The sequence below is a fragment of the Photorhabdus sp. S10-54 genome (genome assembly GCF_963878145.1).
Taxonomy (GTDB): domain Bacteria; phylum Pseudomonadota; class Gammaproteobacteria; order Enterobacterales; family Enterobacteriaceae; genus Photorhabdus; species Photorhabdus kayaii.
This window is the reverse complement of the sequence record NZ_CAWNXG010000005.1, coordinates 150,921-166,561: the sequence shown is the minus strand read 5'-3', so window position 1 is coordinate 166,561 and position 15,641 is coordinate 150,921. Positions and strand designations below refer to the sequence as shown.

Annotated in this window: 11 protein-coding genes; 5 read left to right on the top strand and 6 right to left on the bottom strand. The window is 42.2% G+C overall.

Annotated elements, in window-relative coordinates; genetic code table 11:
* Positions 1-284: 284 nt before the first annotated feature.
* Together AACQ83_RS04760 and pepN are read right to left on the bottom strand one after the other, a co-directional pair.
* Positions 285-554 carry a DUF1640 domain-containing protein gene (locus AACQ83_RS04760; RefSeq protein WP_112876533.1) on the bottom strand — a complete coding sequence of 90 codons (270 nt, stop codon included), beginning with the start codon at positions 552-554 and terminating at the stop codon, positions 285-287.
* A gap of 234 nt (positions 555-788) precedes the next feature.
* Entirely contained in the window at positions 789-3,401 is a 2,613-nt protein-coding gene (pepN, locus tag AACQ83_RS04755) for an aminopeptidase N (protein WP_112876534.1), read from the bottom strand.
* A 346-nt stretch (positions 3,402-3,747) separates the two neighbouring features.
* On the opposite strand from pepN, the gene pncB reads away from it, so the two are divergent.
* The 5 genes from pncB to AACQ83_RS04730 all read left to right on the top strand — a co-directional run bounded on the left by pncB (position 3,748) and on the right by AACQ83_RS04730 (position 11,155).
* A complete protein-coding gene (gene pncB, locus AACQ83_RS04750) occupies positions 3,748-4,962 on the top strand; it encodes a nicotinate phosphoribosyltransferase (protein WP_112876535.1) in 1,215 nt (404 codons plus the stop codon).
* Between the two features lie 204 nt (positions 4,963-5,166).
* On the top strand, positions 5,167-6,567 hold the full coding sequence (asnS, locus tag AACQ83_RS04745; protein ID WP_112876536.1) for an asparagine--tRNA ligase: 1,401 nt from the start codon (positions 5,167-5,169) through the stop codon (positions 6,565-6,567).
* A gap of 337 nt (positions 6,568-6,904) precedes the next feature.
* On the top strand, positions 6,905-8,050 hold the full coding sequence (locus AACQ83_RS04740; protein ID WP_112876537.1) for a porin: 1,146 nt from the start codon (positions 6,905-6,907) through the stop codon (positions 8,048-8,050).
* A 504-nt stretch (positions 8,051-8,554) separates the two neighbouring features.
* Positions 8,555-9,730 (top strand): porin OmpC, encoded by a 1,176-nt coding sequence (gene ompC / locus AACQ83_RS04735; RefSeq protein ID WP_275658138.1) that lies wholly within the window; start codon positions 8,555-8,557, stop codon positions 9,728-9,730.
* A gap of 234 nt (positions 9,731-9,964) precedes the next feature.
* Entirely contained in the window at positions 9,965-11,155 is a 1,191-nt protein-coding gene (locus tag AACQ83_RS04730) for an amino acid aminotransferase (RefSeq protein WP_112876538.1), read from the top strand.
* A gap of 307 nt (positions 11,156-11,462) precedes the next feature.
* Here AACQ83_RS04730 and AACQ83_RS04720 read toward each other — a convergent pair whose 3' ends face one another.
* The 4 genes from AACQ83_RS04720 to AACQ83_RS04705 all read right to left on the bottom strand — a co-directional run bounded on the left by AACQ83_RS04720 (position 11,463) and on the right by AACQ83_RS04705 (position 15,498).
* Positions 11,463-12,110, bottom strand: a complete 648-nt coding sequence (locus tag AACQ83_RS04720) for an MBL fold metallo-hydrolase (RefSeq protein ID WP_112876539.1) — start codon at positions 12,108-12,110, stop codon at positions 11,463-11,465.
* A 45-nt stretch (positions 12,111-12,155) separates the two neighbouring features.
* Complete coding sequence (locus tag AACQ83_RS04715) at positions 12,156-12,704, bottom strand: YcbK family protein (RefSeq protein WP_112876540.1); 549 nt, start codon at positions 12,702-12,704, stop codon at positions 12,156-12,158.
* A gap of 78 nt (positions 12,705-12,782) precedes the next feature.
* On the bottom strand, positions 12,783-14,507 hold the full coding sequence (ldtD, locus tag AACQ83_RS04710) for a L,D-transpeptidase (RefSeq protein WP_112876541.1): 1,725 nt from the start codon (positions 14,505-14,507) through the stop codon (positions 12,783-12,785).
* Between the two features lie 316 nt (positions 14,508-14,823).
* Positions 14,824-15,498, bottom strand: a complete 675-nt coding sequence (locus AACQ83_RS04705) for a TetR/AcrR family transcriptional regulator (RefSeq protein ID WP_112876542.1) — start codon at positions 15,496-15,498, stop codon at positions 14,824-14,826.
* Between the last annotated feature and the right edge of the window lie 143 nt (positions 15,499-15,641).

The following is a 15,641-nucleotide window of genomic DNA, read 5'->3' as shown; positions in this document are numbered from 1 at the left end:
AGCTAAAAAACACTCATTTTTAATCCCCAAAAATATTTCGGCAAGTAGAGTAACCGAATGACATGGGCTGAATCTACAGAAATATGCTAATTAGAAGAAATCTCTCCCAGATGTTGCGCGTGAGAATCGGGAAAATGCATTGGTATAACAAGAATACACTAGTGACTACAATCGTTGACTTCTTTGCCCAAGATACTTTGCTTCCCTCGAACAACTCAAAGGAGAGCAAACCAATGGATGTTCTTTAATATCTTGAGCAATTTTCATACTATAGGTATCAAGCATCAACCAATAAAAATGTATTTCAATGCCGCAATAACAACAGCAATACCAACTGCTAATGTCAGTTTCTTAATCCAATCTAAATCTGTTTTTATAGTACCAATATCGGTTTTAATGCTCTCAGTAGCAACTGTTAGATCTTCTTTGGTGACAACACTTATGTTTTGCAGTTCTGTAATAACTTCAACGATTTTTTCAGACTGCTCATCGTTAAAACCAGACGCTTTGAGTGCCTTAACTGCTGTATGTGTATCCATTGTAAGTAAAGCCATTCTTTTATCCTCTAAAGTTACTGGTTGACCGCCCTTAAATTAACGATAATACCATAGAGACATAAAAATTAACCACATATCAGTTTTACCATAAGATACTGACCACTGCATTTTACTTCCAACCCAATGCTTGCAAGAAGAAATTTATTATCCAGAAGATAAATTGGAAAAAATATCGGGCTAAATAACCATTAGCCCGATAACTCGATAACTCGATAACCCAATAAATAGTTATCAGCTTTCTAATGCCTTGGTAATTTTTTCAAACAGATCACCAGACAGATTTTCCAATCCTTTTAACTGTTCCAACGCACTACGCATCATGTTTTGACGTTTTTCATCATAACGTTTCAGACGAATCAGCGGTTCAATTAAACGGGAAGCAACCTGTGGGTTACGGCTGTTAAGATCAGTTAAAATTTCCATCAAGAATTGATAACCACTGCCATCTTCAGCATGGAATGCAACCGGATTGTTAACAAATGTCCCAATCAGAGCACGCACCCGGTTTGGGTTACTCATACTAAATGAACGATGATTCAGAAGATGGCGTACATTAGCCAAAACATCTACCGCCGGGCTACTTGCCTGTAAGCTAAACCATTTATCCATCACCAGGCCGTCCTGATACCATCTACCATCAAATTCCGCCATGAGTTGATCACAGCAAGGCAACTCTGCCAGCACCGCGCCAGATAATGCCGCCAGTGCATCAGTCATATTGTCAGATTGATAATATTGATTTGATACCACTTTATCAACCTGCTCTTGATGACCAAAAGCCAAATAATATAGACAGATATTACGCAGAGAGCGCTTAGCAATATCCTGATGAGCGACGCGATATGCACCGATCTTGATAGCGTTATAAACCACCGCAAATTCATCAGCCATTTCCTGAGCCAAAGTACGGGTGATGGTATCCAAAACTTCATGAATCGCTTTAGGATCAATAATCGTAAACAGTTCTGCTATCTCACTCTCTGATGGTAAAGCCAGAATATGAGCAGCCAGAGCCGGATCAATCTCTTTATCCAATAACACCGCGCGGAAAGCATCCACCACATGCATTGGCAGTTCGATCGGCTGCTTCTGCTGGTAACGGATAATATTCAGTTTGATATAGTTTGCCATCAACGACTGAGCCGCATCCCAACGTGAAAACGCATTGCGAGCGTGTTTCATCAAGAATGCCAATTGCTGATCACTGAATTTGTAATCCAGTTTCACTGGTGCTGAGAATTCCCGTAATAAAGAGGGAACCGGCAGTGATGGCACATCATCAAATACAAACGTCTGTTCTGCATTAGTCACATTCAATACATTGTGAACCGGTTGACCATCATAACGTAACGGAATCACATGACCTTTGCTGTCATAAAGTTCAATATCCAGGGGAATATGTAAAGGCTGCTTCTCTTTTTGATCGGCGGTAGTTGGTGTCATCTGGCTGACATGCAACTTATATTGCTGCTTTTCTGCATCATATTCATCGCGGACTGTTAATACTGGTGTACCAGACTGGCTATACCAGCGACGGAAAAGTGACAAATCCACATTTGATGCATCTTCCATTGCCTGAACAAAATCATCACATGTTGCGGCACTACCATCATGACGATGGATATAAAGCTGCATCCCTGCCTGGAATTGCTCTTCACCTAGCAGGGTATGAATCATACGGATAACTTCCGCGCCCTTCTCATACACAGTCAAGGTATAGAAATTATTCATCTCAATCACTTTATCCGGGCGAATTGGATGGGCCATTGGACTGGCATCTTCCGCAAACTGTGCCGAACACATAACACGCACATTATTAATACGATTAACAGAACGAAAGCCAAGATCAGAGCTAAATTCCTGATCACGGAATACCGTCAATCCCTCTTTTAAACTCAGTTGGAACCAATCGCGACAAGTAATACGATTCCCAGTCCAGTTATGGAAATATTCGTGGCCGATCACAGCTTCTATATTAAGGTAATCTTTATCAGTCGCAGTTTCAGATTTTGCCAGCACATATTTGGAGTTAAAGACATTCAGCCCTTTATTTTCCATAGCGCCCATATTAAAGAAATCCACCGCAACAATCATATAAATATCGAGGTCATACTCAAGGCCAAAACGGGTTTCATCCCACTTCATAGCATTTTTTAGGGAAGTCATTGCCCAATCAGCGCGATCGAGATTGCCACGATCAACAAACAGCTCCAATGCAACTTCACGGCCACTACGCGTCGTAAAAATATCGCGCAATACATCAAAATCACCTGCGACCAGAGCAAACAGATAACATGGTTTTGGGAATGGATCTTGCCATTTCACCCAATGACATCCATCATCGGTTTCTCCCTGCTCAACCCGGTTACCGTTTGAAAGCAGATACGGATACTTGGCTTTATCGGCTGTGATACGTGTTGTAAAACGAGCCAATACATCAGGCCGATCGAGATAATAAGTAATGTGGCGAAACCCTTCTGCTTCACACTGAGTACAAAGTGCATCACCAGAAACATACAAGCCTTCCAGCGCCGTATTTTTCGATGGATGGATCTCATTGACAATTTTCAAAGTGAACTGAGCTGGCAACTGCTCAATGACTAGCGCCCCCTCCTGTTCACGGTAATGCGCCCACGGTTGACCATTCACATGAAGACTTTTCAGTATCAAGTCTTCACCATCCAACACTAATGGCGTTATTTCGTGACTCAGACGTTTTATCTGGCTGATTGCGGTGATTTCCGTGTTATCGGTATCAAGATTAAAATCGAGTTCAATATCAGAAATCGTATAGTCGGGAGCGCGATAATCCCGGCGGTACTTAGCTTGTCGCTGTTGTGTCATAAGAAACCTTTTTGTTTCATGCCTGATGGAATTAATTCAATACTAGGCCTTACGCTGCCATAGAAAGAGGTTGAATTTCAAGAGTGAATAACGCATCTTCTGGCGTTTAACATTCATTAAGAACGAGTATGATGTTATGTAAGGAATATGTTTACTCTTTGGTGCTTGTTATCACTTAATGATCAAATAACATGATAACATTTAACCAAAGACCCTTTTTAGCTTCGATATTTTGGTGAACTATATGACGTTATGTGACTTCAATAACAAAATAATCCCGGTATACTCTTCCAACTTTATCGATTTAGCTAATACGAATACGCTCCGTGAGGATGCATAACGCGCTATGACACTAGACGCTACCCCAATTATTAAATCACTGCTTGATACTGACGCTTATAAACTTCATATGCAACAAGCAGTATACCACCGCTACAACCACATTCCTGTTGTTGCAGAGTTTCGCTGCCGCGGCGACGAACTGCTAGGTGAATATGCCGCAGAATTACGTCATCAAGTTAATATGATGGCTGATCTGGCATTAACCGATGCTGAATTTAATTACCTTTCCAGTCTGCCTTTTTTCAAGGCTGATTATCTGGGCTGGTTAAAAACCTTTCGTTTTAACCCACAGCAAGTCAATATTTCTGTTACAAATGGCGGCCAATTAGCTATTCATATTTCAGGATTATGGCATGAAGTGATTATGTGGGAAGTCCCATTACTGGCGTTAATCAGTGAATTAATTCATCGTCATCACTTACCAGATAACGCGGTGGAAAATGCAGTCAACCAGCTACGCAAGTTGATCAAACTGTTCTATCAACATGCTGAAAATAAAGGAATCGATCTCTCCAGTTTTAAACTGATGGATTTCGGTACACGTCGTCGTTTCTCACACCGAGTTCAACACGCTGTCGTCAGTGAGCTGCAACAGCATTTCCCTTATCTGATTGGCACTAGCAATTACCAACTTGCACAACAGCTTGGGCTCCCTCCTGTTGGAACACAAGCGCATGAGTGGTTTCAAGCTCATCAGCAAATCAGCCCGGATCTGGCTAGCAGTCAACGAGAAGCATTACAGAGTTGGCTGAAAGAATATCCTAACCAATTAGGTATTGCCTTGACTGACTGCATTACAATGGACGCGTTTCTGCGGGACTTTGATGCCCAGTTTGCCAAAAATTATCAAGGCTTACGCCATGATTCGGGTGATCCTGTTCAATGGGGTGAAAAAGCGATCGCCCACTATCAAAAACTGGGTATCGACCCAATGACGAAAACCCTCGTGTTCTCTGACAGCCTAGACTTCCAAAAAGCACTAGCGCTCTATCGTCATTTCCACAACAGAATAAACCTGATTTTCGGTATCGGTACACAGCTTACCTGCAATATCCCAGGGGTTAAGCCACTGAACATCGTCATCAAACTTGTCGAGTGTAATGGCAAACCAGTCGCAAAGCTTTCAGACAGCCCTGGCAAAACCATTTGTGAAGATAACGAGTTTGTTAACAGGCTACGCGCCGCTTTTGATATACCCCAGGTTAAACAAGCTTGTTAACTCAAGTTTCATTAAAAAATATCACTGTGCTGCTGGCAGATAAGGCAGCAGCACATCTGAAAAGTGCGCTTTCCCCTCTATTTCACCGTTTAAATTGATGATTTCCCCTTGTTTCCTGAAACAGGGCAAGTAACATAGAATAAGTTGCCCCTTGTGGGGATATTCATTTTCATAAACTTGAACTGATAAAGAAGAGAGAAATCTATGAGCGTAGCGCCTGTAGTCGACGTACTGCAAGGCCGGGTTGCGGTTGATAGTGAAGTCACCGTTCGCGGCTGGATACGTACAAGGAGAGATTCTAAAGCTGGCATCTCTTTCCTCGCCGTCTATGACGGTTCCTGCTTTAATCCATTACAGGCCGTCGTTAATAATAATTTGCCCAATTATCAGGATGAAGTTCTGCATTTAACTACCGGTTGTTCTGTCGAAGTAACAGGAACAGTCGTTGCTTCCCTTGGTCAAGGGCAGAACTTTGAACTGCAAGCGACGAAAATTGTCGTGATCGGTATGGTTGAAGATCCTGACACCTATCCCATGGCCGCTAAACGCCACAGCATTGAATACCTGCGCGAAGTGGCTCACCTGCGTCCACGTACCAACCTGATTGGTGCCGTTGCTCGTATGCGCCATACCCTTGCTCAAGCACTACACCGTTTCTTCCATGAAAATGGTTACTTCTGGGTTTCCACCCCATTGATAACGGCTGCTGATACAGAAGGTGCTGGCGAAATGTTCCGCGTCTCTACGCTGGATCTGCAAAATCTGCCTTTAACTGACAAAGGTGAAGTGGATTTCAACCAAGATTTCTTCGGCCGCGAAGCTTTTCTGACCGTATCCGGACAATTGAACGGTGAAGCATACGCTTGTGCATTAAGCAAAGTTTACACATTCGGCCCGACTTTTCGTGCTGAAAACTCTAATACCAGCCGCCATCTGGCAGAATTCTGGATGCTTGAACCAGAAATCGCCTTCGCTAACCTCAATGATGCCGCCACATTAGCTGAAAATATGCTGAAATATGTTTTCAAAGCCGCATTGGCAGAGCGTGCTGATGATCTGCAATTCTTCGCTGAACGCGTAGATAAAGATGTTATCACCCGCCTGGAAAAATTTATCAATTCTGACTTTGCTCAGATTGATTACACCAGTGCCATTGAAATTCTGCAAAACTGCGGCCAGAAATTTGAAAATCCAGTCTTCTGGGGAGTTGACCTTTCTTCGGAACATGAACGTTATCTGGCAGAGAAACATTTCCAAGCTCCGGTCGTCGTGAAAAACTATCCAAAAGATATTAAAGCCTTCTATATGCGAATGAACGACGACGGTAAAACTGTCGCGGCAATGGATGTACTTGCACCAGGCATTGGCGAAATTATCGGTGGCTCACAGCGTGAAGAGCGTCTGGATATGCTGGATAAGCGTATGGAAGAGATGGGGCTTAATAAAGAAGATTACTGGTGGTACCGTGATCTGCGTCGTTATGGCACCGTACCTCACGCCGGGTTCGGGCTGGGCTTTGAACGCCTGGTTGCTTACGTGACTGGTGTATCAAATGTACGTGATGTCATCCCATTCCCACGGACACCAAGAAGCGCAAACTTCTAATGATTGCGTAAAACAAACATTAAAAAATCATTATGTATAAAGCCAGCAAAAGCTGGCTTTTTTTATGCTTCCAATTCAAGACACGATCAAAAATCCTATTTCATTTACATTTTGCAATATATTATTTTCACTTTATTACAAAAATCGTCACTTTGTATCAATTAAATGATAGATAAAATCCACAGCTAATGAAAGACTGTGCCCCAACTCGGACAACACGATATTTTCATAAATAATTTCAACGAGTTTCTTAAAGGAATTATTTCTGTCAGTAACAGATGTCCGAATAACGCCAATGATGGTCATTAACAATAGTAATTAAATGAAGGTAACAATAATGAAGGGTAGTATCTTTTCCGTGGTCATCCCAGTGCTGTTGACTGCTGGTGTAGCAAATGCCGCTGAAATTTATAACAAAAACGGTAATAAACTGGATTTTTATGGCAAAGTTGATGTACGTCATCAATTCGCTAAAATTACCCAAAAATCAGATACATATCCTATATATAGTGAAGATGGTGATGCAAGCTACGTTCGTCTGGGTTTCAGGGGTGAAACCCAAATCAATGACCAACTGACCGGTTATGGCCGTTGGGAATACAATATTCAGGCTAACAAAGCCGAGGCAAACGATTCCGAAGGTAATCAAACCCGTCTGGGCTTCGCTGGTCTAAAATTGGCTAAATATGGTTCTCTAGACTACGGTCGTAATTACGGTGTTCTCTATGACGTCAATGCCTGGACCGATGTACTGCCAGTATTCGGTGCTGACTCCATGTCGCAGGCTGACACCTACATGACTAATCGTGCTACCGGTGTCCTGACTTACCGTAATACGGATTTCTTTGGCCTGGTTGATGGTCTGAACTTCGCCCTGCAATACCAAGGTAAGAACGACGAAGACAGCAAAAACGGCCGTAATTCACTTCATAAACCCGGAGATCGCATTAAGCCTAACGGTGGTAGTAACGGTGACGGTTTCGGCCTCTCTGTTACTTATGATATCGGTAATGGTATCAGCTTAGGAGGAGCCTACTCCAATGCTGACCGCCCTATTACACATGAAAGGCTCGTTACCTCTGTCGCTCGTGGTGAAAGGGCTGAGGCATGGAACGTTGGTGCCAAATATGATGCAAATAACCTATATCTGGCTGCCATGTATGGCGAAACTCACAATATGACCTCTTTCGGCTACCAAGATGTTGTCTCTGCAAAAACTCGTAATATCGAATTAACTGCCCAATATCAGTTGGATTCTGGTCTGCGCCCATCTCTGGCATATGTTCAATCCAGGGGAACAACTTTTTTCACTCATCAAGACTGGGTAAAATATATCTCTATTGGTTCTTATTATAACTTTAACAAAAATTTGTCTGCCTATGTTGATTACAAAATCAACTTAGTACATGACACCCCCTTCACCAAATATCTCGATGTCAATACGAATAACGCTGTGGGTATAGGTTTGGTATATCAATTCTAACAGTCTGAAATAAATTAGGTAGATTAATAGAAAATCCAATTAACGTGTTATGGTGCTCACTTAAAGTGGGCACTACTTCTTCCAAGAAGAATCATTATCAGGTATCTGTTAAAAAATGATATGCAACACATCGACAAGCATATCAGTAAGTTACATATAAGAAATATGATTGATGAAATAAACACCACATTTTACTCTTTTTATTAAGATCAACAGGTAATTTTCTTCCGCCACTAATTGCGAGTCATTTTTCACTTTTTTGATCAACTGGACCAACCAGAGATTAAAAAACAATCTCTCATTTACATTTTGAAACACTTTATTTCACATTTTTACTAAATTTTCTTTTTTATAGCATTTTGTGAGTGGATAAAAATAACAACCAATGAAACACTTGACAGCGAAACAGACGACACTAAACTCTCACAAATAGTTCCGTAGATTTTTAAAGAATTATTTTTGGCAGTGGCAGGTGTCCGAATAACACCAATGAGGGTAATAATAATGATGAAACGCAATGTTCTTGCAGTAGTAATCCCAGCTCTGTTAGCTGCTGGCGCAGCAAATGCGGCTGAAATTTATAACAAAGACGGCAACAAACTGGACCTATACGGTAAAGTTGAAGTCCAGCACAAATTCGCTAACAACAAAAGCGGCGAAGATGGCGATAACTCCTTCGCCCGTCTGGGTTTCAAAGGTGAAACTCAAGTTAATGACCAACTGACCGGTTTTGGCCGTTGGGAATACAATATCAAAGGTAACCGCGCAGAAGGTGTTAGCGAAGAAACTAAAACTCGTCTGGCTTTCGCTGGGTTGAAACTGTCCGACTACGGTTCAATGAACTATGGCCGTAACTACGGTGTGGTTTATGATGTCAACGCTTGGACCGATGTGTTGCCAGTATTCGGTGGCGACTCAATGGCGCAGACTGATAACTTCATGACTGGCCGTTCTACTGGTCTGTTGACTTACCGCAATACCGATTTCTTCGGTTTAGTTGATGGCCTGAACTTTGCTCTGCAATATCAGGGTGAGAACAGCAACAACACGGCTAATAGCCGTGCTGATCGTAAGGATAATGGTGAAGGTTACGGTCTCTCTGCAACTTATGACGTAGGTTACGGTATTAGCGTCGGTGGCTCGTACTCTAATTCTGCTCGTACTTCTGCGCAAAAAACTGCTTTTAGCATTGTTGAGGAAAAAGGGAAAAAAGACAAACTTACTGGCTCTACTGCCTTGGGTGATCGCGCTGAGTCATGGAACATTGGCGCCAAATACGATGCCAACAACATCTACTTGGCTGCCATGTACGGTGAAACCCGTAATATGACTCGTTTCGGTGGAAATGTTGACGGTGTAAACTGGGAAAGTATCGCTAACAAAACCCAGAACATCGAATTGACCGCCCAATATCAGTTCGACTTCGGTTTACGTCCGTCTCTGGCATACGTTCAGTCCAGAGGTAAAAATCTGTTCGGTGACCTCGGTAATGACGAGAAAGAATCCGACAATCACGATCTCGTAAAATATATCTCGGTCGGTACTTTCTACTACTTCAACAAAAACTTGACTACCTATGTTGATTACAAAATCAACCTGCTGGATAGCAATGAATTCACCAAAGCAACGGGTATCAGCACTGACAACGTTGTTGGCGTAGGTATGGTTTACCAATTCTAATTACCGTTGGTAAATTAGATTTAGCTGAACAAGTTAAGCATCATTAAGAGAAAGCAGCGCTTAGGTGCTGCTTTTTTAGTCTTGTGTTTTCTCTCTACTATTCCAACTTTTTCTCACTCCGCAAACTGCCTCACAAGATTATCTTCTTTTTACGACAAATAGTTGGCAAACTGTTTCAGCGACGTTACCCTGACTGCCCTTTTGGGCTTAACTCTGAGTTTTGGAATCAAAAACATGTTTGAGAAAATCACAGCAGCGCCTGCCGACCCTATTCTTGGCTTAGCCGATAGTTTCCGTTCTGATCCTCGTACAAATAAAATTAACCTTGGTATCGGTGTCTATAAAGATGAAACAGGAAAAACCCCTATTCTGACCAGTGTTAAAAAAGCTGAACAATATTTACTGGAAAACGAAACAACAAAGAATTATCTGCCAATTAGCGGCTTAGCTGAATTTGGCCGCGTAACTCAGGAATTACTGTTTGGCAAAGATCACCCAGTCGTCACAGATAAACGCGCCCGCACAGCACAAAGCCCAGGCGGTACAGGTGCTTTACGTATTGCTGCGGATTTCATTGCCAAACAGACTAATGCTAAACGCATTTGGATTAGCAACCCAACCTGGCCAAACCATAAAAACGTTTTTTCCGCCGCCGGCTTGGAAGTCTGCGAATATAAATACTATGACGCTGAAAAACACGCACTGAATTTCGAAAGCATGCTGGCAAGCTTGTCTGAAACTCAGGCAGGTGATGTTGTTTTGTTCCACGGTTGCTGCCACAATCCGACGGGCATTGATCCAACCCCGGCACAATGGGCTAAGCTGGCAGAAATGTCTGCGGAGAAAGGCTGGTTGCCTATTTTTGATTTCGCTTATCAAGGGTTTGCTAAGGGCCTGAATGAAGATGCAGAAGGCCTACGTATTTTTGCGAAAAATCATAATGAACTGATCGTTGCCAGCTCTTACTCCAAAAACTTTGGCCTGTACAATGAACGTGTTGGCGCCTGTACTATTGTTGCTAGTGACAGTGATACAGCAGAAAAAGCATTCAGCCAGGCAAAAGCGATTATCCGTGCGAACTATTCTAACCCACCCGCTCATGGTGCATCTGTTGTCACTACCATTTTGTCAAATGAAGATCTGAAAGCAGCTTGGGAACAGGAACTAACCACCATGCGCGAACGTATCCAGCGCATGCGTCAACTGTTTGTCAATACCTTGCAGGAAAAAGGGGCAAAACAGGATTTCAGCTTTATTATTAGCCAAAATGGTATGTTCTCATTCAGTGGGCTGACAAAAGAACAAGTAGAACGTTTGCGTGAGGAATTTGGTATATACGCTGTCAGTTCCGGTCGTATTAACGTCGCTGGTTTGACGTTGGAAAACATGGCTCCATTATGTGAAGCCATTGTTGCAGTACTCTAAGTTAACATTTACCTTACTATATTTACTTTACTCTGAAAAAGTCGCTGAATTTCAGCGGCTTTTATCGTTCAAAAGACTCGACATCCGACACAATTGCGATATTAATCTTATTAGATGCATCAAAATGAAGTTGAAATCCTTGAAGGGCCGGTTAAACATACCGGAGTAAACGGAGCTATTATGTCCATTTATTTCCGTGATCCGGATCAAAATCTAATTGAAGTCTCCAATCAGTTATAGTTGCCATCAAACAACTATCAGCCAGCCCTCAGATTGACACTATATTGAATATAAACGCTACGCCACATCACCAACCTGGTACTTCATCCTGTAAAAATGGATTAGTCTGCCGCTCATGACCTAGCGTCGACATTGGTCCGTGCCCCGGAATAAATTCATAATCATCACCAAGTGGCAAAAGTTTATCTTTAATTGAGTTAATTAGCTGCCGGTGATTACCGCGTGGAAAGTCACTACGCCCAACCCCTCCTTTAAATAGAACATCTCCCATATAAATCAGCTTATCTACATGATTCACAAACACAACATGCCCTGGTGTATGTCCCGGACAGTGCAATACAGATAAATCAACGCCCCCCACCCGCAGCTCATCACCTTCATTTAACCAGCGATCAGGTTCAAATGATGGACATTCTTCAATGCCAAACATCCGGCTTTGAGCTTGCAAGCCTTCGATCCAGAAAGCATCTTCCTGCTGTGGCCCGTAGACCGGCACATTAAAATGTTCAGCGACCTCCGCTGTTGCACCAACATGGTCAAAATGACCATGAGTCAATAAAATCTGAGTCAATTTCAGACCACGACGTTCTATCTCGGCGATCAGTTTTTCTGCTTCACCACCCGGATCAACAATTGCCGCTTCCTTACTCTCTTCATTCCAAATAAGGGTACAATTCTGCATAAAAGCAGTAACAGGAATAATTTGGTATTTCATTATTTCATTTACTCCATAGTCAAAACAAAATAGTTACTCACCAGATTACCACGTCCTGACGGGACCTGTATCAATATGAACGAAATTACTATGTGGATAGTATCCTACCCCTCCCGCTTTCATTTTCAGAGCAGCCTTGCAGATACGACTAAGCTCAATACCTTCAATATGAAAATCCATCGCCCGCCCGCGAGTATGGTAACTCTGTTTAGCCACGCCTTTACTTTGCTTGCGCAACTGATTGTTGGTTACCAGTGAACGGTAACCAGAAATGAGTTGTACAGGCTTATTAATCCCTATCATCATTTGCAGCAAATAAATCTGATCAAATAATTTAGGATCAATAGTCTTAACTCTATTTTGACGGTAATCTCGAAACAGATGATCCAAACGGGCCAGCTCTTCTTTGTTGTAACGATAACCGTCAAAAAATTCAGCTTTAATCGTTTCACCCGTATGTAAGTTATCAAAACGTAAAATTCGTGGGCGTGGAGTGGCCAGAGTCGCAAAAGTATGCCCCGGCAACAAACTCAAGCCTAAAGCAGCGGCTCCCGCACTAAGCCACTTGCGGCGATTATGATCGATTATATCCATGAAGAAACATCTACCCAAATTATAGAAAAAATAGGCCAACTGGTCACTATGACAATTAATAACAAAAATTAGTTGCATTTAGTTTTGTAAAGGTAACAACTTTGACAAAAACTGGGTACCTTGTCTCACACTATTGTCGTAGTCATAAATATCGGTACGGTACTGAGGTACCCCCTGCTCATCTACCCAAGCAGTTAAATAATGCAAATAAACTGGAATACGCTGTGGGATGTTAACATAAACGGTATTACCCTGTTTCAGGGTATTATTCACTTTACTCTGATGCCAACCTACATCTTCCAATAACATACTTGCTAATTCTGAAGCCTTGTTAACCCGCACACAACCAGAGCTGATCGCTCTAATGTCTTTGTTAAACAGGTTATGGTTCGGCGTATCATGCAAATAGATAGCATCAGAATTTGGCATATTAAATTTATAACGGCCTAATGAATTAGTCGGCCCCGGAGCTTGCCATATTCGATAAGGAAAGTTAGCAGGCGTAATCACGTTCCAATCAATAGTGTAAGGGTCGATGACACTGGCATCAGCACGCCAATTTGAAAAGATAACGTATCCTCGCCGTTGAAAATATCCGGGATCATCAACCGCCCGTGGTGCGATATCTTTTCTTGCCAGGCTAGTTGGCACACTCCAGGGAGGATTAATCACCACACTATTCAACACACTACTCATAATGGGTGTCTTACGGCTTGGGCGACCAACGATCACTTTCGAGTCCAATACTTCCTGATCATTAAGATAATAATGCAATGAATAATCGGGAATATTGACCATAATTCCTGTGGACACATATCCTGGGATAATACGTAAACGCTGGATATTAAGCGCCATCAATCCTGCTCTGGTTTGAGGCGAAGTATTTAGCCAATCTCTTGTGCGTTTACCGATTACACCATCCGGCGCCAACCCTTGCCAATGCTGGAAATTTCTTACCGCAGTCACCAGTTCAGGATCATAGATATTATCTGATTGAGTTGTCAGTTCGCTCAACATACCAAGACGAATAAGTATTTCCTTCAACACAGCGACATCAGCGCTACTCTGTCCCGGTTTTAGCGCACTTTTGTCAGAAAGCTGTGGCCACAGTTTACTATCAGCCAGTTGTTTCATCATCTCCTTGCGCATATTTTCATATTGAGGATGGTGTGGTGCCAGTGCTGCGACATAAGCGGCCACATTGTGACCGATAATAGCTTGCTGCCACTGATCTATAACGACTGGTGAAGGTAATACAATTTTGTATGGTATTTTGTATGGTATAGTGCGATAGAGCCAGCTTTGGCCCTGATGGCCGACATCTGAGACAAATTGTAAATAACCTAGCATAGCATCCGATAAGATGAGATCACGTCCCATCTGACTCAATTGAGCATCATTGAGTTCAATCAGCCATTGACCAAATTGCGGCTGAAACCCAGCCAAAGCCAGTTCTGAAAGTTGTTGTTCAAAGCGTTGAACCGCGAGTTTATCTTGCCACAAAGGTTGCATCTGGTTAGAGGAGTACAAACTAACCAATCGATCAAAGAAAACGGGCTTAATTTGTGCTGGTATCCAACTTCGCAGCATCTCACGGCGTTCTGTTTCTGAAATTGTAGCAGTTTGAATTTGTACTTGTTCAGGTGTTGTTGTCTCAGATATCTTTTCAAGCTGCATTTTTGGCAGATTTTGAATATCACCTTCAATAAGCCTATTCTGATGATTAGCTAAAGCATATCCAGCTATTATCGATGTGCTACAAATAACCGAAATACACAGTGGCTTTATCGCTCTTTTTACCATATCAACATACCCACCTTCATAACATTCTCATGAGTTAATTTTAATTATGACAAATTCAAACTCTAATCAAAGAAAAACAACAAGTTATTTACATTGTAAACTATTTACTTACAAAGGGAATATAATAAGCCATCACCAACCAAGCCAAAAAGACGCCAAAGCATTTCGTCTATATCCAAGGCATTCAAACCGCTTTCTTAATCCAGCAGAAAGACCTACCTGATAACAGGCAGGCCCTTAATTCAACGCTATTCCTATGATAATTTCTGAACAATAATTTCTGATTTACTACATCTGGTTTACTACAGCGCGACTATCATGATGAAGAAGTGCTATCACATGAGGAAGTACCATATGCAGCGAGAAATGACTGAACAGCGATGGCAATTCGCTGAGATTGCTCCTCTGGAGTAGGTAAACCAATGCCCAAAGTAGCCTTAAGCCTTGGCGTTCCAATGATGCCATCGATAAACACCTCTGCGGAGATTTTCGGGTCTACTATGTTCAATTTTCCCTCCTTCATCTTTCGCACCAGATATTCGACAAGAAAATCTACTATCTTTTTGACACCCTTTTCATAATAGATTTTACCTAATTGCGGAAAACGTTGGGCCTCCAGAGTGACCACCCGGTAATTTGCAATCATTGTTTCTGAAAGAATTACCGTGAAAATTTCCTCTGCAAAAATGGTTAATGCTTTCCCAATATCTGGCTCGGGATTCATGGTCTTGTCCAGACCGCCCTCAACTTCTTCTATTCTCTGCTTAACAACAGCGACTAACAGCTCTTCTTTAGAAGGAAATCGACTATAATAGGTTCCCTTCGAAGCATTAGCACGTTTCGCCATCTCATTGATACTGGCACCATCAAAACCCCGTTCTGCAAATACCTGAGCAGCAATCTTTAACAGCTCGTTAACTCGTTCTCCTGAAATTCTAGAGTACGAACGGGTTCTTTTGTGATCTGTTTGGGCTTTAGGTGTATTTGTCATGTAAAAAACCTAAATTTTTATTGGTACCGAACGGTACGGTATACTATTATTAAGACTATAGCAGTAACACAACCGATGGCTGTGATCAAATGGTCCTGGCCAGCTACAGTCACCATGATTCTTTCAGAATCACATCGTACTAC

Coding starts and splice junctions, on each gene's coding strand:
- AACQ83_RS04760 (WP_112876533.1), bottom strand. CDS start 554: ATGGCTTTACTTACAATGGATACACATACAGCAGTTAAGGCACTCAAA.
- pepN (WP_112876534.1), bottom strand. CDS start 3,401: ATGACACAACAGCGACAAGCTAAGTACCGCCGGGATTATCGCGCTCCC.
- pncB (WP_112876535.1), top strand. CDS start 3,748: ATGACACTAGACGCTACCCCAATTATTAAATCACTGCTTGATACTGAC.
- asnS (WP_112876536.1), top strand. CDS start 5,167: ATGAGCGTAGCGCCTGTAGTCGACGTACTGCAAGGCCGGGTTGCGGTT.
- AACQ83_RS04740 (WP_112876537.1), top strand. CDS start 6,905: ATGAAGGGTAGTATCTTTTCCGTGGTCATCCCAGTGCTGTTGACTGCT.
- ompC (WP_275658138.1), top strand. CDS start 8,555: ATGATGAAACGCAATGTTCTTGCAGTAGTAATCCCAGCTCTGTTAGCT.
- AACQ83_RS04730 (WP_112876538.1), top strand. CDS start 9,965: ATGTTTGAGAAAATCACAGCAGCGCCTGCCGACCCTATTCTTGGCTTA.
- AACQ83_RS04720 (WP_112876539.1), bottom strand. CDS start 12,110: ATGAAATACCAAATTATTCCTGTTACTGCTTTTATGCAGAATTGTACC.
- AACQ83_RS04715 (WP_112876540.1), bottom strand. CDS start 12,704: ATGGATATAATCGATCATAATCGCCGCAAGTGGCTTAGTGCGGGAGCC.
- ldtD (WP_112876541.1), bottom strand. CDS start 14,507: ATGGTAAAAAGAGCGATAAAGCCACTGTGTATTTCGGTTATTTGTAGC.
- AACQ83_RS04705 (WP_112876542.1), bottom strand. CDS start 15,498: ATGACAAATACACCTAAAGCCCAAACAGATCACAAAAGAACCCGTTCG.